The sequence below is a fragment of the Methylocaldum sp. 14B genome (assembly GCF_002005105.1).
Lineage (GTDB): Bacteria > Pseudomonadota > Gammaproteobacteria > Methylococcales > Methylococcaceae > Methylocaldum.
Map to the genome: position 1 here is coordinate 47279 of NZ_MSCV01000031.1, position 23086 is coordinate 70364.

The 23086-nt window shown below is 58.2% G+C and carries 22 protein-coding genes; 3 read left to right on the forward strand and 19 right to left on the reverse strand.

What is annotated here, in order from left to right; genetic code table 11:
• Nucleotides 1–85 precede the first annotated feature (85 nt).
• The 10 genes from nuoK to ndhC form a co-directional block, all read right to left on the reverse strand.
• Nucleotides 86–397, reverse strand: a complete 312-nt coding sequence (nuoK, locus tag B2A78_RS19605) for an NADH-quinone oxidoreductase subunit NuoK (protein ID WP_077731732.1) — start codon at nucleotides 395–397, stop codon at nucleotides 86–88.
• Entirely contained in the window at nucleotides 394–888 is a 495-nt protein-coding gene (nuoJ, locus tag B2A78_RS19610; RefSeq protein ID WP_205780840.1) for an NADH-quinone oxidoreductase subunit J, read from the reverse strand. Before nuoJ ends, nuoK begins: the two co-directional genes overlap by 4 nt.
• A gap of 15 nt (nucleotides 889–903) precedes the next feature.
• Nucleotides 904–1431, reverse strand: a complete 528-nt coding sequence (nuoI, locus tag B2A78_RS19615; RefSeq protein WP_077731734.1) for an NADH-quinone oxidoreductase subunit NuoI — start codon at nucleotides 1429–1431, stop codon at nucleotides 904–906.
• Between the two features lie 61 nt (nucleotides 1432–1492).
• Nucleotides 1493–2437 (reverse strand): NADH-quinone oxidoreductase subunit NuoH, encoded by a 945-nt coding sequence (gene nuoH / locus B2A78_RS19620; protein ID WP_077731735.1) that lies wholly within the window; start codon nucleotides 2435–2437, stop codon nucleotides 1493–1495.
• Nucleotides 2434–5112 (reverse strand): NADH-quinone oxidoreductase subunit NuoG, encoded by a 2679-nt coding sequence (nuoG, locus tag B2A78_RS19625; protein WP_077731736.1) that lies wholly within the window; start codon nucleotides 5110–5112, stop codon nucleotides 2434–2436. The genes nuoH and nuoG overlap by 4 nt, the downstream gene beginning before the upstream one ends.
• Nucleotides 5113–5125: 13 nt before the next feature.
• Nucleotides 5126–6400 (reverse strand): NADH-quinone oxidoreductase subunit NuoF, encoded by a 1275-nt coding sequence (nuoF, locus tag B2A78_RS19630; protein ID WP_077731737.1) that lies wholly within the window; start codon nucleotides 6398–6400, stop codon nucleotides 5126–5128.
• Entirely contained in the window at nucleotides 6385–6882 is a 498-nt protein-coding gene (gene nuoE, locus B2A78_RS19635) for an NADH-quinone oxidoreductase subunit NuoE (RefSeq protein ID WP_077731738.1), read from the reverse strand. Before nuoE ends, nuoF begins: the two co-directional genes overlap by 16 nt.
• A gap of 734 nt (nucleotides 6883–7616) precedes the next feature.
• Nucleotides 7617–9407, reverse strand: a complete 1791-nt coding sequence (nuoC, locus tag B2A78_RS19645) for an NADH-quinone oxidoreductase subunit C/D (protein WP_077731740.1) — start codon at nucleotides 9405–9407, stop codon at nucleotides 7617–7619.
• A gap of 10 nt (nucleotides 9408–9417) precedes the next feature.
• Complete coding sequence (locus tag B2A78_RS19650; protein ID WP_077731741.1) at nucleotides 9418–10056, reverse strand: NADH-quinone oxidoreductase subunit B; 639 nt, start codon at nucleotides 10054–10056, stop codon at nucleotides 9418–9420.
• Nucleotides 10057–10068: 12 nt separating this feature from the next.
• Nucleotides 10069–10482, reverse strand: a complete 414-nt coding sequence (gene ndhC, locus B2A78_RS19655; RefSeq protein ID WP_077731742.1) for an NADH-quinone oxidoreductase subunit A — start codon at nucleotides 10480–10482, stop codon at nucleotides 10069–10071.
• 269 nt (nucleotides 10483–10751) lie between these two features.
• Between ndhC and argS the strand changes: the two genes are divergently transcribed.
• Together argS and B2A78_RS19665 are read left to right on the forward strand one after the other, a co-directional pair.
• A complete protein-coding gene (gene argS / locus B2A78_RS19660) occupies nucleotides 10752–12512 on the forward strand; it encodes an arginine--tRNA ligase (protein WP_077731743.1) in 1761 nt (586 codons plus the stop codon).
• Nucleotides 12513–12681: 169 nt separating this feature from the next.
• On the forward strand, nucleotides 12682–13179 hold the full coding sequence (locus tag B2A78_RS19665) for an SPOR domain-containing protein (RefSeq protein WP_240502602.1): 498 nt from the start codon (nucleotides 12682–12684) through the stop codon (nucleotides 13177–13179).
• Between the two features lie 320 nt (nucleotides 13180–13499).
• On the opposite strand, the gene B2A78_RS19670 is transcribed toward B2A78_RS19665, so the two are convergent.
• The 6 genes from B2A78_RS19670 to B2A78_RS19700 form a co-directional block, all read right to left on the reverse strand.
• Nucleotides 13500–13802: an antibiotic biosynthesis monooxygenase gene (locus B2A78_RS19670; protein WP_077731745.1), complete on the reverse strand. Its 303-nt coding sequence runs from the start codon at nucleotides 13800–13802 to the stop codon at nucleotides 13500–13502.
• Between the two features lie 35 nt (nucleotides 13803–13837).
• Complete coding sequence (gene ppnN / locus B2A78_RS19675) at nucleotides 13838–15202, reverse strand: nucleotide 5'-monophosphate nucleosidase PpnN (RefSeq protein WP_077731746.1); 1365 nt, start codon at nucleotides 15200–15202, stop codon at nucleotides 13838–13840.
• Nucleotides 15203–15479: 277 nt separating this feature from the next.
• Nucleotides 15480–16115, reverse strand: a complete 636-nt coding sequence (locus B2A78_RS19685) for a uracil-DNA glycosylase family protein (RefSeq protein WP_240502603.1) — start codon at nucleotides 16113–16115, stop codon at nucleotides 15480–15482.
• Between the two features lie 13 nt (nucleotides 16116–16128).
• Nucleotides 16129–18189: a glucans biosynthesis glucosyltransferase MdoH gene (gene mdoH / locus B2A78_RS19690; protein WP_077731748.1), complete on the reverse strand. Its 2061-nt coding sequence runs from the start codon at nucleotides 18187–18189 to the stop codon at nucleotides 16129–16131.
• 13 nt (nucleotides 18190–18202) lie between these two features.
• Entirely contained in the window at nucleotides 18203–18703 is a 501-nt protein-coding gene (locus tag B2A78_RS19695; RefSeq protein ID WP_077731749.1) for a hypothetical protein, read from the reverse strand.
• Nucleotides 18700–20286, reverse strand: a complete 1587-nt coding sequence (locus B2A78_RS19700; protein ID WP_240502604.1) for a glucan biosynthesis protein G — start codon at nucleotides 20284–20286, stop codon at nucleotides 18700–18702. The genes B2A78_RS19695 and B2A78_RS19700 overlap by 4 nt, the downstream gene beginning before the upstream one ends.
• A gap of 484 nt (nucleotides 20287–20770) precedes the next feature.
• On the opposite strand from B2A78_RS19700, the gene B2A78_RS19710 reads away from it, so the two are divergent.
• Nucleotides 20771–21265: a histidine phosphatase family protein gene (locus tag B2A78_RS19710; protein WP_077731751.1), complete on the forward strand. Its 495-nt coding sequence runs from the start codon at nucleotides 20771–20773 to the stop codon at nucleotides 21263–21265.
• A gap of 41 nt (nucleotides 21266–21306) precedes the next feature.
• On the opposite strand, the gene B2A78_RS19715 is transcribed toward B2A78_RS19710, so the two are convergent.
• From B2A78_RS19715 to B2A78_RS19725, 3 genes are all read right to left on the reverse strand, one after another.
• A complete protein-coding gene (locus B2A78_RS19715) occupies nucleotides 21307–22014 on the reverse strand; it encodes a C39 family peptidase (RefSeq protein WP_077731752.1) in 708 nt (235 codons plus the stop codon).
• 47 nt (nucleotides 22015–22061) lie between these two features.
• Nucleotides 22062–22445: a hypothetical protein gene (locus B2A78_RS19720; RefSeq protein ID WP_077731753.1), complete on the reverse strand. Its 384-nt coding sequence runs from the start codon at nucleotides 22443–22445 to the stop codon at nucleotides 22062–22064.
• A 199-nt stretch (nucleotides 22446–22644) separates the two neighbouring features.
• Nucleotides 22645–22926 carry a hypothetical protein gene (locus tag B2A78_RS19725; RefSeq protein ID WP_077731754.1) on the reverse strand — a complete coding sequence of 94 codons (282 nt, stop codon included), beginning with the start codon at nucleotides 22924–22926 and terminating at the stop codon, nucleotides 22645–22647.
• Nucleotides 22927–23086 lie beyond the last annotated feature (160 nt).

The following is a 23086-nucleotide window of genomic DNA, read 5'->3' on the forward strand; positions in this document are numbered from 1 at the left end:
CGGTGAAAAATCTTCTAAATTCCGACCCCTTCACGGCGTCGATGTTTTTGATCCATCCAGCCGATCGGTTTCACGGCAGCGGCACTCAACCCTTCATCCGGCTCAAAGCGTCCACATCCAAGGTCTCGAACCGATGATAAATCTGCGTCACCAAGCCCATGGCCACGCCTACTTCCGCCGCCGCCATCGCAAGCACCAGCAGGAACATGATTTGCCCGTCCGCCTGATTCCAGCGCGAGCCGGCGACGATGAAAGCGAGCCCCGTCGAATTCAGCATGATTTCCAGGGAGATCAGCATGAAGATCAGGTTGCGCCGCACCAGAACACCGGTAAGCCCCAGCGCGAACAGGACGGCCGCCAACAGCAGTCCGTGTGCCTCGGGAATGGTTCCGTTCATTTCTTCACCTCCTGCCGGGTCAAGTGATAAGCTCCGACCAATCCGGCCAGGAGAAGCATGGACGCCAATTCCACTGCCAGCACATAAGGTCCGAGCAGCCGAATACCCACCTCCTTGGATGCGACGATATGGCCGAGCGCGGCCCGCTCTTCCTGCATCAGGACGAAGATCAGCTCGGTCAGCAGCACCGCCGCCATCGCGGACGGCCACCGCCACGCGGCAGGCGGCAGCCACTTTCTCTCCTGCTCCAGGGTTCGCCGCCCCAGATTCAGCATCATCACCACGAACAGGAACAGCATCATGATCGCCCCGATGTGAACGATGATCTGGAGCATCGCTCCATAGTACGCCCCCATGAGAAAGAACACGACGCCCGAAGCCAGCAGGGACAAAATCACGTACAACAGGGCGTGCACCGCGTTGAGCGAAACGATCACCAGCAGCGTGGAAATCACGCTGATCAAGGCGGAGGAATAAAACAGGACATACAGCATGGGGTCGTTCTCCTAAGGCAACAGACTCCGGACGTCCACCGGCGGCGCCTCGTTCTCGGCCTCGCCCTTATCCTTTCCGGCCACGCTTTTCCCGGCGACGCGGTAGAAGTTGTAATCGTGATATTTGCCGGTCCCGTCGATCAAAAGATGCTCCTTTTCATAAACCATGTTGCGGCGGTCGTACTCGCTCATCTCCATGTCCGGCGTCAACTGAATGGCGTAGGTCGGACAGGCCTCCTCGCAAAACCCGCAGTAGATACAGCGGGAAAAGTTGATGCGGAAGAACTCCGGATACCAGCGGCCGTATTCGTCCTGGGTCTTCTGCAGGGCGATGCAGTCCACGGGACATGCCACCGCACACAGGTTGCAGGCCACGCAGCGTTCCTCCCCGTCGGGGTCGCGGGTCAGCACGATTCGTCCGCGATAGCGCGGGGCCAGGGCCGGCTTCTCCTCGGGATATTGCACGGTGTCCGCCTTGGTGAACGTATGCTGAAACACCGTCCACAGCGTCTGGAACTGAGTCAAGAAGTCCTTCAACATGACGGCTCACCCACAGCCATGGGTGATACAGGCGAAGCCAGCTTTTCGTTCCTCCGATGCCCTATCGCCATAGGATGACGGCTCCGGTAACCAGTAAATTCAGGAACGACAGCGGCAGCATCACCAGCCACCCGAACGACATGAGCTGGTCATAGCGCGGTCTCGGCAGGGAACCGCGCACCAGAATGAACAGCAGGATAAAGACGGCGGTCTTGATCGTGAACCAAGCCAGGGGCGGCAAGACCGGCCCCAACCAGCCGCCGAAGAACAGAGTGACGATCAGGGCCGCCCCGAGGGTAACGCCGATGTACTCGCCGACGAAGAACATGCCGAACTTCATGCCGGAATATTCGGTGTGATAGCCGGCCACCAGCTCGTTTTCCGCTTCCGGCAGATCGAACGGGGTGCGGTGAGTTTCCGCGAGAACCCCGATAAAGAACAGGATGAATCCCAGAAATTGCGGCACCACGAACCATCCGTCCCTTTGCGCTTCCACGATGGCGCGCAAATCGAAGGTTCCGGCCAGCATGACGACCCCCAACGCGGACATCGCCAGAAATACCTCGTAACTGATGGCCTGCGCCGTAGCCCTCAGGGAACCGATCAGCGAGTATTTGCTGTTGGACGCATAACCGGCCAGAACCACGCTGTACACCGACAGCGCCAGGACCGCCAGCACATAAAGCAAATCGAAGTCGAAATCGATGATTCCGATGTCCGGCGCGATCGGAATCACCGCGAAAGCGGCCAGCATGCATCCCATGATCACGACCGGAGCGAGCACGAATACCGGTTTGTCGGCGAAGGGCGGAATCCAGTCTTCCTTGCTCAGGATCTTGAGCATATCGGCGACGACCTGGAACAGTCCCAGAGGTCCCACGCGATTGGGGCCCAGACGGTCTTGCCAGATGGCGAGCAGCCGGCGTTCGACCCAGATCAAGAGCGCCGCCACGGTGATCAACGCCCCGAGAATGCCGGCGATATCGAACGGCGACCCCAGCGTCATGGCCTCTCCCCTTCTTTTTCGATGGCGATCCATGCCGGAAGATCGCTACGGAACAGACCGGCAAGGCCGGCGGAGATGCCCACGGCGCCTCTCGGCAAGGACGATTCCAGCCTCAGCGGCAAACGCACGACGCGCTCGTTCAGCCGCACCGCCAGGGTCTCGCCGACGCCGAGTCTTTCCGCATCCTCCGGGTGCAGCGCGGCATAGGCTGCCGGCACCCGCTCCGCCAATGGCGGCGATAGCGCGCTCAGCTCCTCGCTGCCGAAAACGTGGTAAAGCGGGATGGCCCGCCAACGGGCTTCGTCGCGTAGACGGTAGGGCACTTCGTCGAACCAGCGGGGCTCCGCTGTTTCCGGCGACTCGAAAAGCCTCACCCCGGGATCGCCGCCTCGCAAAGCCCCGCCCACCTCGTCCTGAAATTTGTTGACGGCCTGCTGATGCGAATTCCAACCTGGCGCCCAGACGAATGGCAATAATGCCGGCGGCACGTCGACACTTGCGCCTTCCATGGAAAACGCCAAAGCCGAATCGGGGTCGTCGGGCGGCTTGGGTTCATGGATTTCCCGGTTTGCAAACATCGCGGTCCGTCCGCTATAGCGATGGGGTTCGCGCGGGACCTTTTCGCCCTCGACACGAAAACCCGCCGGCGGAGCGGCGTTCCGGATCGGCCCGAATTCCGGCAGAGCCGCGGCACAAGCGGCGGTAAGCGCATCGATGTTCGACCAGCGTTTCGCTGCGGCATCGGCTAGCCAGCGCCAGCTGTCGCGGATTTCGCCGCTGCCCGGCATGACGGAATAAAACCGTTGCGCCCGCCCCTCGAGGCTGACCAGAGTGCCCTCGGTTTCCGCAAACGTGCTTCCCGGAAGAAGTAATTGGGCCTTGGCTGCAGTGCCGTGGCGAATATGATCGATCACCACCACATGCCGCGTGCCGTTGAAAAAGCTGTCCACGGCCCCGGCGTCCGCCCGCCGGTAAAGATCGTTCTCCAGCACGATCACGGTGTTCAAGTCTCGGGTCTTCGCCGCGGCGAAGGCGTCCTTGACGCTGCGCTCGTCCATCATCGCCAATCCGAGCGTATTGCATTCCGGCACGACATAGCACAGATCGACAGCCCTTCCTTCTCGCCGGTTGCTCAAGGCTAAGGCGATATTGGCCGCCGCCCGGACCACGGAGAGACTGCCGCAACCGGTGCCCGAGACGATGAGCGGATGCGCCGCGGCAGTGAGGGTATCGCCGATGAGTTCCGCCAGATGTTCGTCCTCTTGGGAAAGGTCGGCCACCGCCGGCGCGCTGGCATCGATCCGGTTGGCGATTGCCAGGCCCAGCCGCGCGATGTCTTCCGGCGTTCCCCGGCAGATCGCTTCCGCTATGTCGTCCAGCCGGGTAGCGTTAGGCGCTACGACGAACAGCGGGCTCTTCTCGCCTTGAGCCGCCTCTCTTACGGCGGCATCTTGCCAGCGCGGTATCTTGAGCCGGTCGGCGCGTTCGAAAGCGCGGTTCCGAACCGCCTGGCGCAACGCGAGCGCCACACGCGGCGCGGTATTCGCCACGTCTTCGCCCAGGATCAAGACGGCGTCCGCCTGCTCCACCTCCCGCAGCGACGGATTATGGACCGGCCAATGTCTCAGCACGTCCAGTATGGCCGCTGCCAGCGATGCCTCCCCCTGGGCAAAACCGGCATAAAAATGCTCGGCGCCGACCAGTTCCCGCAGGGCGAAGTTGACTTCCAACGAGGCGCGGGGAGAGCCGATTCCGATCGTGTGACCGCCCAGCAAGCCTTGAAAATGGGCCAGCGCGGTCTCCCCGGAGACCGGCTCTCCGCGAAGCATCGGCTGGCGTATGCGCCGCTCGCTATTGACGAATCCATAGCCGAAGCGGCCCCGATCGCAGAGAAAATAGCCGTTCACCTCTCCGTTATAGCGATTGACGATGCGCCTAAGCGTTCCGTAGCGTTCGCCGGGGCTGGTATTGCATCCCACCCCGCAGTGCACGCAAATCGAGGGCGCATGCTGTAGATCCCACTTCCGGACGTAATGCTGGCTGAACGTCCGATCGGTGAAAACTCCGGTGGGACAGACCTCGACCAGATTGCCGCTGAACTCGTTTTCCAGAACGCCGTCCTCGAAGCGCCCGAAATAGACGTTGTTGCGGGATGCAAACACGTCGAGGTCCTTGCCTCCGGCGTAGTCGCGGTAAACCCTAACGCAGCGGTAACAGGCGATGCAGCGGTTCATCTCGTGATTGATGAACGGTCCCAGATACTGGTTTCGGTGGGTGCGCTTCAAGCCGCGATAGCGACGAAAGGTATGCCCGGTCATGACCGTCATGTCCTGGAGATGGCACTCGCCGCCCTCCTCGCACACCGGACAATCGTGAGGATGATTGGTCATCAGGAACTCGATGACTCCGGCGCGGAACTCCCGTGCCTGAGGAGCTTCGAGGGACACGCGGAGGCCCTCGGTCACCGGGGTCATGCAGGCCATGACCAGCCGCCCCTGGGCGTCGCTCTCGTCCTTGTACTGCACGACCGCGCATTGCCGGCAGGCGCCCACGGACCCGAGGGCCGGATGCCAGCAGAAGTACGGCAAATCTAGCCTCAACGACAAGCAGGTCTTGAGCAGATTGTCTCCCGCTTTTACGTCGTAGGTCTGGCCGTCTACCGTGATTTTTGCCATGGATTGAATCCTATCAGGCCACCCTTGCAGTCGATGCCGGTTTCAAATAGCGTTCGAAATCGGCCCGGAAATATTTCAATGCGCTCTGTAACGGCTCGGCGGCCCCGGGCGCGAGCGCGCAAAAGGTATTGCCGGGTCCCATCAGGCGCGCGAGCTGTTCGAGTTGGTCCAGGTCCTCCGGCCGGCCACGTCCGGCCAAAAGGCCTTCGAGGAGTTCGACGACCCAAGGCAGCCCATCCCGACAGGGGGTACACCAACCGCAGGATTCCTGCGCGAAAAACCGCTCCAGGTTGAGCACCATTCGCACCGGACAGGTCTGATCGTCCAGCACGATCATGGTGCCGGTGCCGAGCCGGCTGCCGGCTTTCATCATCGCGTCGAAATCCATGGGCAGATCCAAGTGCTCGGGCAGCAGAAAATCCGTGGATGCGCCGCCGGGCAGGAACCCTCGCAGCGTATACCCCTCCTGCATGCCGCCGGCGCATTCCTCGATCAGTACCCGGATCGGCGTGCCCATGGGCAGTTCCCACAACCCCGGCTTCTTGACCCGACCGCTCGCGCCGAACAGCTTGGTGCCGGCATCCTCGCCCCGGCCCAATCCCCGGTACCAGTCCACGCCGTTGCGGATGATATGGGGCACGTTGCAAAAGGTCTCGACATTGTTGACGACCGTCGGACGGCCCCACAGTCCGCTGATCTGGGGAAACGGCGGCTTGGCGCGCGGTATTGCGCGCTTGCCTTCGAGCGAATTCAGGAGCGCGGTCTCTTCGCCGCAGATGTAGCGCCCCGCGCTGGTATGAAGATGTATCTCCAGATCGAAGTCCGAGCCCAGAATGTTTTTGCCGAGATAGGCGGCGCTACGCGCTTCCCCCAAGGCTTGCTCAAGCCGGCTCGCGGAAAGATGGTATTCGCCCCGGAGAAAGATATAGGCCGTATCGGCCTGCACGGCATAGGCGGCGATGACCACGCCTTCTATGAGCTGGTGCGGGTCGGCCTCCATCAGCAGGCGATCCTTGAAAGTGCCCGGCTCCATTTCGTCGGCGTTCACCACCACATATTTCTGCTCCGCCGACTCGCCCTGCGGCACCAGGCTCCACTTGACGCCGGTGGGAAACCCGGCACCGCCGCGCCCGCGCAACCCGGAATCCTTGACCGCCCCGATCACGTCCGCAGGCGCCATTTCTTTCAAGGCTTTGGCCAAGCCCTCATAGCCACCGGCGCGGCGGTAATCGTCCAGCGTCACCGGCGAGAGATCGGGCTTGATGTTCTGCGTCAGCGGTCTGTCCATGTCTGGCCGTTCCTTTTTAATAGCTCATCGATTTTCGATTCGTCCACGTCTTCGTAAAGCTCTTCGCCGACCATCAGCACCGGCGCGCGATCGCATGCGCCGAGACAGACGATCGGCAGCAGCGTGTAGCGTCCGTCCGCCGTGGTTTCGCCCAAGCCGATGCCCAGCCTTTCGGACAGATGCTCACGGATTCGGTCGGCTCCCAGCATCCAGCAGCTCACGCTGTCGCAACAAAGAATGACGTTTTCGCCGACCGGCCTTCGAAAGATCAGGTTGTAAAACGTCGCCACCCCATCCAGTTCGTCCGGCGACATCTCCAAGAGCCCGGCAACGGTTTTCAACGCTTCATCCGACACCCAGCCGCGATATTTCTGCACGATCTTGAGCGCCTCGACGGAAGCGGCGGATTTGTCCGGATAATGACCCGCGGCCGCGAGGATTTCGGCGGTTTCCTGTTCGCTCAAGATGCGGGTTTCGTTCATAAGAGAACCCGAAAAATCATTTTTTGATGCGGGGAACCGCCCCGCACGCGGGTTACTTTCTTTTGTTCGGCCAAAAGAAAGTAACCAAAGAAAACGCCGCCCGGATGACGCACTTTTCCTGCGCTTCTCGTCCTGGCCGCGGGGCGTCCCGAAGGGACTTCCATGTCCCTCGGGACACGTGCGCAATCCTTTGCGCACCCCTTCGGGCTTTTCCGGTCCAGGACTGCGATGCTCAGGTGCGTCATACGGGATATTGCTATTTTTGTCCCGTGCGGCATGCCCGAGCATCGCAAGCTTTGGCGCTGGAATGCCCGAAGGGGCGCGTCAGGAAGACGCGCGGCGACAGAGGAGCAGGGAAGCTCCTTCTGTCGCCCCAGCGCCAAAGCGAGAAGCGCAGGAAAAGCATGCCGCTCGGGCGCCGTTTCTTTTGGTTACTTTGGATTTGCGCCTGTCCTGGCGCAAACCCTTCGGGCGCACTTCGCGCGTCCAAATTTGTTCCCGACAAATTTGTCTTTGGGCAAGCAAAGACAAACTCGCCGGGAGCGAGTTTGGACCGCCGAAGACGGGCCCAAAGGGCAAACCCCATGGATGGGGTTTGCAAAAGTAACTCGCCCGCGGGGCGAGACCCGCATCTAAAATCACCGGCAGCACCAGCTGCCACTACCCCGAACCCGCTGGCTAGACCGACATCCTCAACCTCCGCAAACAAGCCATTTAGAAACGTCATATCCCCCTCACCTATCCACATCCGACATCACGAAATCGATGCTCCCCAGGATCGCGATGAGATCGGCGATCATGAGGCCGCGCGACATCAGGGGAATCATCTGAAGATGGGGGAACGAGGCGGTACGGACGCGGGTACGGTAGGACGTCGTGTTGCCGTCGCTCGTCAGGTAATAGCGATACAGCCCCTTGGTCCCTTCCACGCAGGCGGAGCCCTCCCCGGCCGGGATTACCGGCCCCCAGCTGACGTTCAGAAAGTGCTGGATCAGCGTCTCGATGTCGTGCATGGTCCGCGCTTTCGGCGGTGGAGTCGTCAACGGATGAAACGCCTTGTAGGGGCCCGATGGCATGTTGTTCAGGCATTGCTCGATGATTCTTAAGCTCTGCCGCATCTCTTCTACCCGCACCTGACATCGGTCGTAGCAGTCCCCGTTTTTCCCCGACGGGACCTCGAATTCGAAATTTTCGTAGCCGGAATAGGGGCGCGCCTTGCGGTAGTCCCAGGCGAGACCTGTGGCCCTTAACCCCGGTCCGGTAGCGCCCCAGTCGATCGCCTCTTTCGTGTCGTAAACGCCGATGCCCTGGGTGCGCCGCTTGAGGATGCTGTTCGCCAGCACCATCTTGTCGTAGTGCGCCAGCCGTTTCGGAAAATAGTCGACGAATTCCCGCACCTTCTTGTCCCAGCCCTCGGGCAAATCCATCGCCGTGCCGCCGATGCGAAAAAAGCTGGAGTGCATGCGCCCACCGGTAATGGCTTCGATGATTTCGAAGACCCTCTCGCGATCGACGAACATGTAGAAAACCGGCGATAGTTGTCCGACGTCCTGCGCGAAGGTGCCGTAAAACAAGAGGTGATTGTTGATCCGGTAAAACTCCGAGATCATCACCCGAATCGTCTGCGCCCTGGGCGGCACCTCGATGCCGGCCATTTGTTCGAGCGCCATGACGTAAGGCAGGTTGTTCAGCGAGCCGCCGAGATAATCCACCCGGTCGGTATAAGGGATGTAGGTATGCCAGGACTGGCGTTCCCCCATCTTTTCCGCGGCGCGATGGTGATAGCCGATATCCGGCACGGCATCGACGATTTCCTCGCCGTCGAGCTGCAGGGCGATGCGGAATACCCCGTGCACGCTGGGGTGGTTAGGGCCGAGATTGAGAAACAGAAAATCGCTGCTGTCCTTCTGCCGCTGCATGCCCCATTCCTCGGGCACGAACCGCAAGGCCTCCTGTTCCGCCTCCTGCTTTTGCTCGGGCAACGAGAACCGCCCCATCTCGGTGGCCCGAGCCGGATGATCCTTGCGCAGCGGATACCCTTTCCAGGTGGGCGGCATCAGGATACGGCGGAGATTCGGATGGCCCTCGAAGCGAATCCCGAACATGTCGAAGACTTCGCGCTCGTACCAGTTGGCGTTGGGCCAAAGCGAGGCGATGCTCGGCACGCTCAAACCGCCATCGGCCAAGGCGACCTTGAGACGGATATCCTCGTTCCGATCGAAAGACAAAAGATGATAGACCAGCGTGAATTCGCTGGCCGGGAGCCCATCCCGGTATTGGCGCAGGCGCTCGTCCACCGCGGTGAGATCGAACAGCATGGGGTATGGCCGCTCGGTCTCGCGCTTCAGATAAGTCAGACAATCGACGAAACGGTCCTTGCTTACCCAAAGGGTTGGAATGCCGTCATAGGTGGATTGAACGGTAAATTCGTCATCCCCGAAACGGCGCCGGAGTTCGCCGACGATAGCGCCGGTCTTCGGCCTTTCCGTCGTTGTCGCGCTGCCTGCCGTCGTGGTAAAAGTCATCCTAAATACCTTAAAGGCGATCCGGACTGCGCAACTCGGTGGCCCTCATGCGCTCCGGAGTCTTGAGGTCTCGGAAGCTTTTGATCGGCGCTTTCTGAACACCGCCTTCGCCGACCGTCCAGCCTAGGGGCCGTCTCTCTTTTCCGATCGACTCCTGCAGCAGGATCAGACCTTCGAGCAAGGCGTCCGGACGCGGCGGGCAGCCCGGCACATACACGTCGACCGGCAAAAATTTGTCCACACCCTGAACCACACTGTAAACATCGTACATCCCGCCCGAATTGGCGCACGACCCCATGGAAATCACCCAGCGCGGCTCCAGCAACTGCTCGTAGAGACGCTTGATGACCGGAGCCATTTTCATGAAGACCGTGCCGGAAATCACGATCAGGTCCGCTTGCCGCGGGCTTGCCCGGATCACCTCGGAACCGAAGCGGGCGATATCGTAACGGCTCGTGAAAGCGGTGGCCATTTCGACGTAGCAACAGGAAAGCCCGAAATTGAAAGGCCAGACGGAATTCGCTCGACCCCAGGCGATCAGGTCCTCCAACTTCGCCATGAGCAGGTTGCGGCGCATGGCTTCCTCGCTGACGCGCTCGCCGGGGCGGGGCGCTGGGTCGGAATCGGCTTTGGTAAGAGTCCACTCCATCCCGTACTCCCCTTAAATTTGTAGTCGGGCATCCTGCAATTTCTGCCGCTCGGTACGCCAATCCAGAGCGCCGATCCGCCAGAGATAAACCAGAGCGGCCAGCAAAATGCCGATGAACACCAGCATTTCGATGTACCCGATCCACCCGGCCTCGCGAAAGGCGACGGCCCAAGCGAGGATAAAAACGGCTTCCAGGTCGAAGATCACGAAAAAGATGGCGACCGGATAAAACCGTATGGTGAGGCGCACATGAATATCGCCTACTGGCACGACGCCGGATTCAAAAGGCTCGCCGGTCGCGCGTCCGCGACTGGGCCGGGCAAGAAAACGGGGGATCACCAACATCGCCGCGATTACGACCATGATCGCCGCGATATAAGCGATGAACGGCCAAAGATTCGATGCCTGCACCAGATCGGCATTCATGCCACTCCTCCGGATGTGCTGCAGCGGACTGCAAGGGCGATCAACTTGCCCGCAGATTAATCGGACCGGCCGCAACCGGCCTATAAGTAGAAATACATAGTTCCGAAGAACCATTCGGGACGAACGGCGTTTGGGGCTGAGTCAGGAAGACGAGCGACAGGAAGGCGGCCATGCGGCATTCACAGGCCCTTGGCAGTCGCTGCGTTGCAAGCACGTCCGCGATTTTAGGATAATAGCCGCTCATTTTTCCCGTCCTAACCATTCCCCGCATGAAAAAACGTCTGGAGAATCTGCTGCATGGCGCCGTTTCCGCATTGAAAGCGAATGGCGAGCTACCTCCCGATATCGATCCGACCATTATGGTGGAGCGTGCGCGCGATGCGCAGCACGGCGATTTCGCCTCCAATCTCGCAATGACCCTGGCAAAGGCCGCCAAATGCAATCCCCGACAGTTGGCGGAAAAAATCGTGGCGGCACTGCCCCATGATGGCATCGTCGCCAAGCTGGAGGTCGCAGGCCCCGGATTCATCAATTTCTTCATCGATCCCAAGGCTCAACATCGAATCGTCGCCGATATTCACGAAGCCGGGCACGAGTTCGGCAAGACCGCCGTCGGCGCCGGCCGCAAAGTTCAGGTGGAATTCGTCTCGGCCAATCCGACCGGCCCCTTGCATGTGGGACACGGGCGCGGCGCGGCCTACGGCGCCGTGGTGGCGAACCTGCTTGCTGCCGCCGGATTCGAGGTACACCGCGAGTACTACGTCAATGATGCCGGCCGGCAGATGGATATTCTGGCCGCCAGCGTGTGGCTCCGCTACCTGGAAGAATGCGGCGAGGTGCTGACCTTCCCGAGCAACGGTTATCGCGGCGAATACGTTCGGACGATTGCCTGGGATCTGCACAAGCGAGTCGGGGAGAAATACCGGCGGCCGGCCGCCGAAGTCATGGCGGACATTCCACCGGACGAGCCCCAGGGCGGCGATAAGGAAGTTCATATCGATGCGCTGGTGGCAAGGGCCAAGTCGCTGCTCGGCGCCGACGATTACCGAATCGTGTTCGACGCCGGCCTCAACAGCATCCTCGACGACATTCGCCAGGATCTGGAGGAGTTCGGGGTTCATTACGACGAGTGGTTTTCGGAACGCAGCCTGGCCGATACCGGCGCCATCGAGCGTGCGCTGGAAAAGCTTCAAGAAGCGGGCTATCTCTACGAAAAAGACGGGGCAACCTGGTTCGCTTCGAGCCGGCTGGGGGACGAAAAGGACCGGGTGGTGGTTCGAGAAAACGGTCAGATGACCTATTTCGCATCCGACATCGCTTACCATTTGAATAAGCTGGAGCGCGGCTTCGATCAAATCATCAACATCTGGGGCGCCGATCATCACGGCTACATTCCCCGCGTCAAGGCCGCCATCAAGGCATTGGGGGGCGCCCCGGAACGGCTCCACGTGCTGCTGGTCCAGTTCGCGGTGTTATATCGCGGGGAAGAAAAAGTCCAGATGTCCACCCGCTCCGGAGAATTCGTAACGCTCCGGCAGCTTCGCAACGAAGTGGGCAAAGACGCGGCCCGGTTCTTCTATGTCATGCGAAAATCCGACCAGCATATGGATTTCGACCTGAAGCTGGCCACCTCGAGGACCAACGAAAATCCGGTTTATTACGTGCAATACGCTCACGCGCGGATTTGCAGCGTGTTTAGGCAATTGGACGAAAAAGGCTGGAAACGCGACCTCGCCGGCGGCATGAATCGTCTGGACCTATTGACGGAAACGCACGAGTTGGCATTAATCAACACGCTGTCCCGCTATACCGAGGTTGTGGAACAATCGGCCGTTCAGCACGAGCCTCATCATCTGGTGCATTATCTGCGCGAGCTGGCGTACGAATTCCACACTTATTACAACGCCCACCAGTTCCTGGTGGAGGATGCCGCGTTACGGGATGCCCGGCTCAATTTGATTGCCGCGGTGAGACAGGTTATCGGCAACGGTTTAAGCCTGCTGGACGTTTCCGCACCCGAAGCAATGTAAAGGCATGTCCAAGGACTATAAGCACCGGATTCCGGGATACCGAAAACGCCAGCTCCAAATTCCGAGACGTTGGGGCCTAGCGGCGGTCGGCATTGCTGGTGCGATCGGGCTCGTTGTGTACGTTTTCTCAGGTGCCGATAGCGAGGCCCCTCCAAAGGCCCCGGAACCCGTGTCCATACCCGCGCCGGCGCCTCAAGCCGCTGCTGCGGTTCCGGAAGCCGAAAAAAAGAGTCAGCCCCAGCAGGAAAGGAAACAAAACACCGAGGGCAAGAAAACAGCCGCCCAAAAACCCGAGCAGAAACCGCAACCGATCAAGTCGCGCGAGCCCCGGTTTACTTTTTATAAGATCCTCCCCGAAAAGGAAGTCATCATTCCTGAAAGCGAGATTAAAACGATCAAGCGGGAAGAAAGCCAGGGAAGCAAACCCACCGCAGCGCTTTATCTGGTGCAGGCAGGATCTTTCGACAATCTACAGAATGCCGAGCAACTGAAGGGCGACCTGGCCAAGATCAAGATCAAGGCCAAGATCGAAATGATCGAGATCGATAATTCGGCCTGGTACCGCGTCAAAATCGGCCCGTACGCCACTCTGGCCGATGCCGACAAGATCAGGGCCTACCTGCGCAAGAAAGGCATCGACAGCATCGTGCAGAAAGCGGCGAAATAACTCCTTTGCCCCACCGTACCGGATTATCCGGCGATCCGATTGCTCAAAATGCGGGCCAAAATAATTTGTAGGTCGGCAATCCTTTGCCGACAAAGCCCCTCGTCTACCGCGTGTGTCGGCAAAGGATTGCCGACCTACTGCAGCTTGGGAGCGCTACGCCGAACCGGAAAATGCTCTAGAGATCCCATGAGGGCTCGACCGATCGCTTAAGGAAGCTCTGAACAAGTTGATTCCGTTCATGGTTCGACAAGCTCACCACGAACGGAATCAATACCTTACCGTTCGTCCTGAGCCTGTCGAAGGACTTAATCAGAGCTTCCTTAAAGGACGACCTCGAAACCCTCGAACTGAGGCGGTCCGAGGTAGAGCTCCTTGCTTCCGCCCGCGCTGGCATGAGCGTTGCGAAATGCCTCCGAACGCGTCCAGGCTTCGAAAGCCTCTTTCGACTCCCACGTCGAATGGGAAGCGAACAGCGTGAAGTCCTCATTGCTCGGACCTTGAAGCAGATGAAATTCACGGAATCCCGGAACTTCATGCAAGTAGGTTTCACGATTCCGCCAGATTGCAATGAATTCGCTCTCTTTCCCTAAAGCAATCTTGAATCGATTCATGGCAATGAACATCTCGAACTCCTCTTAAATCGTTTTTTCCTCAAAATTTACGCTACCAGCCGGTAACACGGCTCGTAACGCACGCCCGGAAGCTTCATGCGGCCCTGTGCGACGAACGCCGCCAACAACTCATCCAGAGGCTTCAAGACCTCCGCGTCCCCCCTCAGCTCGAAAGGCCCATGCTCCTCGATGGTTCGTATGCCTTCCGCCTTCACGTTTCCAGCCACGATTCCGGAAAAGGCTCGGCGCAGGTTGGCCGCCAGGTGGTGAGGCTCCTGCTGTCGATGCAATTCCAACGAAGCCATATTCTGATGCGAGGGTACGAAAGGGATCTGGAACTGCTGCTCTATCTTCAGCAGCCAGTTGAAATAGTAGGCGTCACCGTTCTGTTTCCGGAATTCCCGCACCAGGCTGATCCCCTCTTTCATTTCCCGGGCAACGCCGGCGGGATCGTCGACGATGATCCGATAGCATCGGCGCACGTCTCGACCAATCGTCGAAACCATAAACCGGTCGATAAGCTCGAAATAGCCGGCGCACTCCGCAGGCCCCGTCAAAATGACCGGAAAAGGCAAATTCTTGTTGTCGGGGTGAAGCAGGATACCCAAGAGGTGGAGAATCTCCTCGGCCGTGCCGACGCCACCCGGGAAGATGACGATGCCATGCCCGAGTCTTACGAACGCTTCGAGGCGTTTTTCGATATCCGGCATGATGACCAGCTCGTTGACGATGGGATTCGGAGGCTCCGCGGCGATGATTCCCGGCTCCGAAATGCCCACGTAGCGGGCCTCGTAGATACGTTGTTTTGAATGGCCGATCGTGGCGCCTTTCATCGGCCCCTTCATGGCTCCAGGGCCGCAGCCGGTACAGACGTTGAGCCCCCGCAACCCCAGCTCATGGCCGACCTCCTTGGTGTAATCGTATTCTTCCCGGCTGATCGAATGGCCTCCCCAGCATACGACCAAGTTCGGAGAGGTATTCGTGATCAGGCTGCCCGCGTTGCGCAGAATGTGAAAAACGGCGCTGGTGATATCTTCCGACTTGCCCAGATTGAACGCCGAATTCGATACGATCTCCGATCCGGTGAAAACGATATCCCTAAGCACCGAAAACAGATGCTCCCGTATGCCTTTGATCATCTCGCCGTCGACGAAAGCCGAGACCGGCGCGTTCAGCACCTCCAGCTTGATACCGCGCTGCTGTTGCAATACGCGAATGTCAAAGTCTTTATGTTGCTCGAGCACCAGCTTGGTGTCATCGACAGCGCTGCCGCAATTCAGGACCGCCAGCGAACAACGCCGGAAGAGCTCGTGAAGACCGCCCTGGCTGGTATCGAGCAGCTTCGCCACTTCCAGCTTGGACAAAACCTCCAGAGTGCCTTCCGGCCTTACCTGAGCGTTGATTGTTTGCATCGGAATTCCTTTGTTAGATCTTCCATTGATTATTGATAAGCATTCTGTCGCACTCCTTAAAAAGAAGAACTTCCCAGAACCTGTGGATAAGTTTGTGGAATGCAGTCTTAAAACACTTTTGAAACCCCGCCGGTCCTGATCTTTCCCTAATTTGACGATTTTTATTCTTGGGCCAAAACATGCAAATAATCAAAAACTTGCCAAAAACGTCAAAAACCTGACGCCGGTACACCGAAAGCACTGAAAAACAACTCATCCGTTGTGCATAACTTTTGCGCTATGTCAAAACACCGTCGCTCGAGCCGTGACAGACCTCACCCCAAGCGGGATGCTCGCGAATTAGCCTTAACGCATTATGCAGCAGGGTTTTGCCGGGTTCTCGGCGGTGCCAGGTGGAGGCCCCGGACGGGTGAGGCAAGGGTATTACGTCTATCTCTAGACTTTCTCGACAAAGCTCGTGCCTAAGCCCGATCACCTGATCCAGTCTATCGGCGACGAGAATTTGACGGATCGCCAGCTTGCCGACCGGAATAATGAGCTTGGGTCTTATAAGCCGAATTTCGGCATTCAGCCAATCGGCGCAACGATCGATCTCCTCCGGAGACGGAACCCGATCGCCGCCTTTCGGGTTCTTGCCGGGAAAGCAGCGGCATACGGCCGCCATGTAGATGTTGCGGCGAAAATTGTCTTCGGATATGCCTATCTCGGCAAACCATTTGAAAAGGGTTTTTCCCGCTGTCCACGCAAACGGCTTTCCGAATTGCCCTTCCTTGCCGCCCGGCGCCTGGCCGATGAGGATCACGGGCGACAACACGGCGCGCCCCATCACCACCGGACCGATCATCCCGGCGCAACGCACGCAGTTCTTCAAGGCCTCTTGGTGGAGGATCAATGAGCGCAACCGCTCGTTCATGGGCGGTCGCTCCTCAGGACGGTTGAGGGGTGTCCTTGTCCTTCCGGCTCCAAGCCAAGGTGTGCAACCGAGTCAGCGTCTCCGGATCGGAAATCAAGGCACGCTTGTCGGCGGCGGACAGCGTTTCCGGCCCCTCTTCCACCAATTGGTACACCAAAGCGCGCAACTGGTGGCGCTGGCGCTTTTTCACCGGACGATCGGGCAAAAGAGCGAAGTGGAGGGAATACGTTCCCGGATCGGCAACGTTCAACTCGCCTTCATTTTGCGCACCCGCTTGCTCGGTACGGGCAAGATTTTCGTGGAGCAGTTCGACGACACGCGGCGCCTTATACTCTTCCGGAGTCAGGAAAAATCCGAGTTTACGGGCGAGCGAACCCACCGACGTGCTGCTGGAAAGGATCGAAACGGGTATGGCAAGGACCAACCCGGCCAGAACGGGAATCAGCCACAGGAAAAAGTCAGGCACATACTCGTAGCTCAGCCATCCGGCACCCAACCCGGTCAGCGTCTGCCCGCCGTGAGCCAGAGTGGCTTCCTTGAGGCTCAAACGGTGATCGCCGCGATTTTGCGGAGGCCAGCCGACGCTGCGACGCAGCAAAATGGCGACGACGAATTTGCTCTGATACAGCATGAGCACAGGCGCCGTCAGCACTGAAAATGCGCTTTCGAAAAAGACGCTGAAAGCGGCGCGTATCACGCCGCCATAGCCCTTGATTATTCTGGGACGCATCAGGAGCAGCAAAAAGCTCCAGAATTTCGGCAGAAACAGCATGGCCAGCGTCACCAGCAAGACCGTCGTCATCTCGACCGCATAAGACTCGGGCCAGACCGGAAAAATATTGTCGCCGAAAAAATAAACCGGCATGGTTTGGCTCTGCACATACGCCTCAAAGCCGGTTAAAACCAGAAACAGCAACCATAACGGCGAGGACAGATAGGACATGATGCCCATCAGAAAATACAAACGGCTGAGTCCAGAAAAGCCGCGGGCGAACACCATGCGCAAATGTTGCAAATTCCCCTGGCACCAACGCCGATCGCGCTTGGCGTAGTCGATCAGCGTCGGCGGCAGCTCCTCGTAGCTGCCCTTGAGATCGGCCGCCAGCCACACTTCCCATCCGGCCTCGCGCAACAAAGTCGCCTCGACGAAGTCGTGGCTCAAGATCTCGCCGCCGAATGGCTCCCGCCCCGGCAACTTCGGCAAACCGCAATGCCGAACGAAGGGCTGCATGCGGATAATCGCGTTGTGCCCCCAATAATTGCTACCCGAGAGCTGCCAGAAATTGATCCCGGCAATGAAGATGTCGCTGTACAAACTGCTGGCGAACTGAAGGATACGGGCGAACAAGGATTTATGATTTACCGGCAGCGGCGGTGATTGAATCAGTGCGACGCGGGGATGAGCCTCCATCAGATCCACCATTTTCGTCAGCGTCTCACCGGCCATGAGGCTGTCAGCATCGAGGACGATCATGTAGCGGTAACGGCCGCCCCAGCGACGGCAAAAATCCTCGATGTTGCCGCTCTTGCGGGCGATGTTCTTCTCGCGATTGCGGTAAAAGATTTTGCCGTGCGCATTGAAGTCGCGGCACATGCGATACCAGTTTACCTCCTCCTGCATCCAGGTATCGGGATCGCGCGTATCGCTGAGGATGAACAGTTCGAACTCGTCCGCGCGCCCGGTTTCGCGGAGCGACTGATAAATCGCCCGCAGTCCCGCGAATACCCGCACCGGATCCTCGTTGTAGATCGGCATCACCAGCGCCGTGAGCGCCGGCTCCTGGTCGGACGTCATGTCCGGATTCGGGACCAGTCTCGAAATCGAGCGCTTGTCGCCACCCCGAAGCAAGCACCAGAATCCGAGCGTAGCGGTCCAAAACGAGGTGCTGATCCACAGAATCAGCAAGGTATAAAGTATGAGCAGCACGATCTCCTGCGGCGTTATTCCGTTCTGCAGGAAAGCGCTCGTTATCATGGCAAGCGCCGCGAAGGCCGTCAGGGTTACCAGAGTGAAGAAAAACGTTCGCCTTAAAGTGCGGACATAGCCCGGCAGAGCGCTGGCATTGGAAGACATATTTGAAAAAGGGTTAGCTGCTTTGATGAGTCGATTTGAACAGCCAGAATCTCAGCGGCTGTTCGGCCATAGGAACGGAGTCCTCGGGCGGAGTGGGTCGGGGCAGAATTTCTCTTAGCATTTCACCCGTCTCAGACGGCGGATCCGGATTTCCGAACAGAGCGTCGCTGGCCGACGGGCAACCGGTCAGCAGCAAGGCGGCGCGGGCCGCAGCTATGGGATGAGGATCCTTGGACGGAGACAAGCGCATGGCTCGCGCCAAGGCGTGGTCGAAACGCCGCTGGGCCTCTTCTATCGCACGCTTGAGCAATTCGTCTCCAGCCCCGCGTCCGACCCGGCGGCGGGCACGGTTTAGACAGTCGTCGGCTAAGTTCTCGATCAAATCCTGCCGAGACAAGCCGAGGCTCTGCAGGTAGGCGACGACCCGCTCCTTGATTCCGGGAAGCCATGATTGAGGAGCGGAGTCCGCATCGCCGGACGTTATCATCTCTTCTAAAATCCGTACTTGATTCATCGACGGTTCCACTGATAAACCCACGTTTCGGTAAGCGCATCCTTGCCGGATTTCAACATCGCACGCAACTCGACCGGGTCTTTATCTTTTTCGGGTTCTAAATCAAAACTCAAACGCCACTGATCATTTTCACTGTTTTTCTGAACCACGGTATTGGTAATCTTACCGGCGGAAGCACTTACCTCGGCTTCGACCGAGGCCTTGTCGCTGAGCAGCTTGAGCGTAGGACTGGCGAACTCGACGACGAACTTGCGGTTGGGACTATCCGGAATGGTCGCGCCGATACGGGTGGCCGCGACTTTTCCGCCGCCAGGCGCGGTGAATTCGTCCAATTCGAAATGGAGACGATAGCTGTACGTATATTCCTTGCCTTCTCCGGTTGGCTGATCGGGCACCCAAAAAGCGACGATATTGTCGTATTTCTCCGCGTCGCTCGGAATTTCAATCAGGTAAACCGCGCCCGGCCCCCAATCGCCCAAAGCTTCGATCCAGGCGCTGGGACGGCGGTTATAGCTGGCTTCCAAGTCTTGGTAATGATCGAAACTGCGGTCTCTTTGCATCAAGCCGAAACCCACGGGCTTCTCATCTCTGAAGACGCTAATGCGAAGCTGGCGCGGGTTGTTCAACGGACGCCATACCCATTCGCCGGTGCTTCTCCCGATCAATAGGCCATCGGAATCGTGCACCTCCGGCCGGAAGTCGTCCATGAAACGATCGGTGTTCTCGCCGTGAAAGAACATGCTGGTTAGCGGCGCAATTCCAATCCGTTCGATGCTCTGGCGAAAATAAAGGTGACTCGTCACATCCATGGTCAAATCAAGGCCAGGGTGAATGACGAAGCGATAAGCGCCGGTTACCCTTTGGCTATCCAGTAAAGCGTGCACCGTGAGCGAACTCGCGTCCTTCGCCGGCTTTTCGATCCAGAACTCTTTGAAGATCGGGAACTCCTCCGCCTTAGGCAAACCGGTATCGATCGCCAGCCCGCGCGCGGACAAGCCGTACAACTGTCCCAATCCGACCGCCCGGAAATAACTGGCGCCTAGAAAAACGGCGATTTCGTCGGAGACGTCGTCTTTCCGCAGCGGATGATGGAAGCGTATACCGGCAAATCCTAGATCCGCGGGAAGTGGATTGGGAAATTGATTCTTGCCGAAGTCGAATAGTTCCGGCGAATACGCGAGCCGCGTCGCATTTCCGTGGTCCACGATATTGATGATCACGCGGTCCTTGAACATAAAACCGCGATGGAACGCCTGAATTTGAAAGGGCAGGTTCTCATCGCGCCAGAGGGCTTTTTCCGGTTTATACCGAATATCGCGGTATTGATCGTAATCCAGCTTGGTCAGAAACTCGGGCATCCCGGCTTCGTCGCGCACATAAGGCTTGCGGGCTAATTCCTTTGCCTTCTGCTCCACATCCGAAAACTCGAAAGGCTTGGCCGGCGCTTTGTCGGCCGGAGGTGTAACGGGTGCGCTCGGAGCTGGAACTTGGGGTGGCGGCGGCGCCGGCTTGCCGGGCTCGGCCAAGGCATCATTGAAAAATAAAGGACACAAAAAGACGACAATCCAGCTTCGAAAGCTCACAGTGTGTTTTTCCTCGGAAACTCAGTAACCAAATCTTGTGCTGCGGACCAGGCTCAGGTCTCTTACGTTCACATGCATTTTTTCCTTGCCCGAGCTCAAAAGCCGGGGCAAATTAGCCCTAAATAGCAAAACCCACAATATTGTCAAGGCATTACTAAACGACAAACACGGCAAGAATACTCGACTGATCACTGTCGTGATCGAGTATTACGGACTTTGCTTGCAAAACGGGTGTATTAAAAAGAACGAACTGCTTCAAATACGACTCAGTCGGAATCTTAGGACCACGAAAGAGGATGAGAACGCGGCGGAAACACGCCATTTGGGCATAGTATAACCTGCCGGTGCATAACGAAAAATCATTCCGTCGAGGTACTGTCCGAGCTCTTCCATCGAAAGCGCGTCCAGCTTCCCCCTCTTGTACAGGAAAGATCGTTTCATGAAAATGCCGTGATCAAATTGGAAACAGCGCGCGGTCGCCGCCATGAAAAGCCTAATCGTCATCCGTCACGCCAAATCCGACCGGGATCAACCGTTTCTGGCGGATATCGACCGCCCCTTGAACAACCGCGGCAAACGCGATGCGCCGGTCATGGGCGATGTATTGAAATTTCGCGGACAGGAACCGGATCTAATCGTAACGAGCCCGGCAAAACGCGCTCTCGAAACCGCCGAACTGATCGCGGAAGCGGTCGGCTACGACAGCCGGGCAATCGCGGTACGTGACAGCATTTACCTGCAAGGGACACCGGCTCTCCTCGAATTGATTCGGTCCCTAGAGAATATCCATAACAGAGTCTACCTAATCGGCCACAACCCCGATCTCAGCGAACTGGTCACTCGGCTGACCGGCGAAAGTCTCGGCACTCTTCCGACCTGCGGAATCGCTGCGATCAAGTTCCCGGTCGATGCCTGGGCATACGTCATGCACGGGAGCGGCCGTCTGGTTTTCTTCGACTCTCCCAAACAGCACCCTTGACCATCTCCCGCACCCGCCCCCCCCGGACAATAGGGTTTAAGCTAACGCGGTGGGTGTATCCTGACATTCAGATTGGTCGCGGAACTGGTCAGAATGTCGGCTCGCTCGGCGAAATCCCGCAACCGCACTTCCGGGTAGTCGGAAGGCCTTCCCAGCGCCAGTGGATAGGACACGATGTTTTCTTCCCCCGGCTTTCCCAGCACGAAGATGACGCCGCCGTACTCGTCTTGAAAGCGCGATAGACTCATTCGCAGGTTGCCGCGCCCGGGATCGGCAAGGTAGACCCGGTCACCAGCAATTCCTCTCAATACGGCGAAATGGTGATATCCGAAAGGATGCACGTAGACCAGGACGGGCGCTATCAGCTGTTTTAGCTGATCGATCGTCAATTCGAAGCCTGCTGCCCGGTAGCCTTTTTGCTGAGCCACCTTCTTGAGATCGAGCAGCGAAAAACCGATCCGCTTCTTGTGTGCCCATTGCTCCTTGGTCAAATTGACCAAAATTGCATTAAGGCGATTCAGAATATCTTGCTCGGAGGTATCCTCGCCATAGTAGTACCGCAGCAGTGTCGCCAATGCCGCGGCACCACAGGAATAATCGAGATGCTGCTTGACGACCGCCCGATCCCGGAGCTCGATCAAGGTATGCCGTGTTATCGCGGGCGCCGTTCTCGGCTCGGCCGCAACCGTGTGTGCCATGGCAGCGCACAGCAACACCCCCCACACAATTAAGCCGCTTATCTTTGTCATTCCCTTTCCCTAAACCAGACAGCGATGGACGATGTTTCCTTATACCACTAAATCCGCGAATTAGTCGTTAGGTTCGCACTTTGAGTGCATGCTTGTGATTCGCAAGCCTGACGTAGCGATGTTGTCCTGTCCACCTGATTTTGCGTAATGCCGCCATCGGCTGCTGACGTGTTCATGGCGTTTTGAAGCGCCGCCTGCGCCAGATAGGCTTGCGTCAGCACCTCCGTGTCACCCAGACCTGACGCGACACTCAAAATATCCAGCCCTCCCTCTACTCGATCGAGCTCACTGTCGTTCAGCCAAGACGACACGATATCCGCATCTTGCAGGGAAAGCTTCTCCATCGCATGAAAATCGGACTCAGCATGGACCGAGATCATGGACAATAACGAAAGCGTTATCAAGCCACCCGGTATGAATAAGGTTTTCATAGGTCTCTCCATGATTTCCTTAGTGATCCATTGTTGGTCAATACGCCTTAGACGGTGTAGCGAAAAAAAGCTCGCGAGCCAATCCTTGGGTCCCGTTCGTTTCTCACCGCGTGTTCAGCAAAAAGGCGGGGACGGACTGACCGCCCCCGCCTGACTCCCCGGTCCCGATCAGGATGCCGTCGGGACCCCGAGTTTGCCGTTAGTGGATACTCTGGTTCGTGACCTGTACGATATCCTGGAAGGCTCGTCCGAAGAGGCTCAGATTAACCGCAGTTACCGTAGGTACGGCTACATTGAGGCATGTGTTTCCAATACTGAAAAAACCAGAGCAAGACTGACCGCCCTCGACGGCCGCGAGCTGCGTTTCAGTCATCGGCGTCAGATTGGACACCTGCCCCAAAGCACGAAAATCGTTGTCGGCCAACGCCGGGCCGGCAACCATCACCGAAGACAACACAGCAACCAATGCATATGCTTTCATGATCGAACTCCTTTTCCTGCATGAACAATTCGATTTTGACGACACATTAGCCCCGAGTTCAAACGAGGTATGCCGCCGACTTATCACAAAGGCGAGGGCCGACTGATGATCGCCCCCCGCCTGATTCCCCGGTCCCGATCAGGATGCCATCGGGATTCCG

What these genes read in the sequence shown, in the direction of transcription:
- nuoK (WP_077731732.1), bottom strand. Translation starts at nt 397, where the DNA reads ATGAACGGAACCATTCCCGAGGCACACGGACTGCTGTTGGCGGCCGTC.
- nuoI (WP_077731734.1), bottom strand. Translation starts at nt 1,431, where the DNA reads ATGTTGAAGGACTTCTTGACTCAGTTCCAGACGCTGTGGACGGTGTTT.
- nuoH (WP_077731735.1), bottom strand. Translation starts at nt 2,437, where the DNA reads ATGACGCTGGGGTCGCCGTTCGATATCGCCGGCATTCTCGGGGCGTTG.
- nuoG (WP_077731736.1), bottom strand. Translation starts at nt 5,112, where the DNA reads ATGGCAAAAATCACGGTAGACGGCCAGACCTACGACGTAAAAGCGGGA.
- nuoF (WP_077731737.1), bottom strand. Translation starts at nt 6,400, where the DNA reads ATGGACAGACCGCTGACGCAGAACATCAAGCCCGATCTCTCGCCGGTG.
- nuoE (WP_077731738.1), bottom strand. Translation starts at nt 6,882, where the DNA reads ATGAACGAAACCCGCATCTTGAGCGAACAGGAAACCGCCGAAATCCTC.
- nuoC (WP_077731740.1), bottom strand. Translation starts at nt 9,407, where the DNA reads ATGACTTTTACCACGACGGCAGGCAGCGCGACAACGACGGAAAGGCCG.
- B2A78_RS19650 (WP_077731741.1), bottom strand. Translation starts at nt 10,056, where the DNA reads ATGGAGTGGACTCTTACCAAAGCCGATTCCGACCCAGCGCCCCGCCCC.
- ndhC (WP_077731742.1), bottom strand. Translation starts at nt 10,482, where the DNA reads ATGAATGCCGATCTGGTGCAGGCATCGAATCTTTGGCCGTTCATCGCT.
- argS (WP_077731743.1), top strand. Translation starts at nt 10,752, where the DNA reads ATGAAAAAACGTCTGGAGAATCTGCTGCATGGCGCCGTTTCCGCATTG.
- B2A78_RS19670 (WP_077731745.1), bottom strand. Translation starts at nt 13,802, where the DNA reads ATGTTCATTGCCATGAATCGATTCAAGATTGCTTTAGGGAAAGAGAGC.
- ppnN (WP_077731746.1), bottom strand. Translation starts at nt 15,202, where the DNA reads ATGCAAACAATCAACGCTCAGGTAAGGCCGGAAGGCACTCTGGAGGTT.
- B2A78_RS19685 (WP_240502603.1), bottom strand. Translation starts at nt 16,115, where the DNA reads ATGAACGAGCGGTTGCGCTCATTGATCCTCCACCAAGAGGCCTTGAAG.
- mdoH (WP_077731748.1), bottom strand. Translation starts at nt 18,189, where the DNA reads ATGTCTTCCAATGCCAGCGCTCTGCCGGGCTATGTCCGCACTTTAAGG.
- B2A78_RS19695 (WP_077731749.1), bottom strand. Translation starts at nt 18,703, where the DNA reads ATGAATCAAGTACGGATTTTAGAAGAGATGATAACGTCCGGCGATGCG.
- B2A78_RS19710 (WP_077731751.1), top strand. Translation starts at nt 20,771, where the DNA reads ATGAAAAGCCTAATCGTCATCCGTCACGCCAAATCCGACCGGGATCAA.
- B2A78_RS19715 (WP_077731752.1), bottom strand. Translation starts at nt 22,014, where the DNA reads ATGACAAAGATAAGCGGCTTAATTGTGTGGGGGGTGTTGCTGTGCGCT.
- B2A78_RS19720 (WP_077731753.1), bottom strand. Translation starts at nt 22,445, where the DNA reads ATGAAAACCTTATTCATACCGGGTGGCTTGATAACGCTTTCGTTATTG.
- B2A78_RS19725 (WP_077731754.1), bottom strand. Translation starts at nt 22,926, where the DNA reads ATGAAAGCATATGCATTGGTTGCTGTGTTGTCTTCGGTGATGGTTGCC.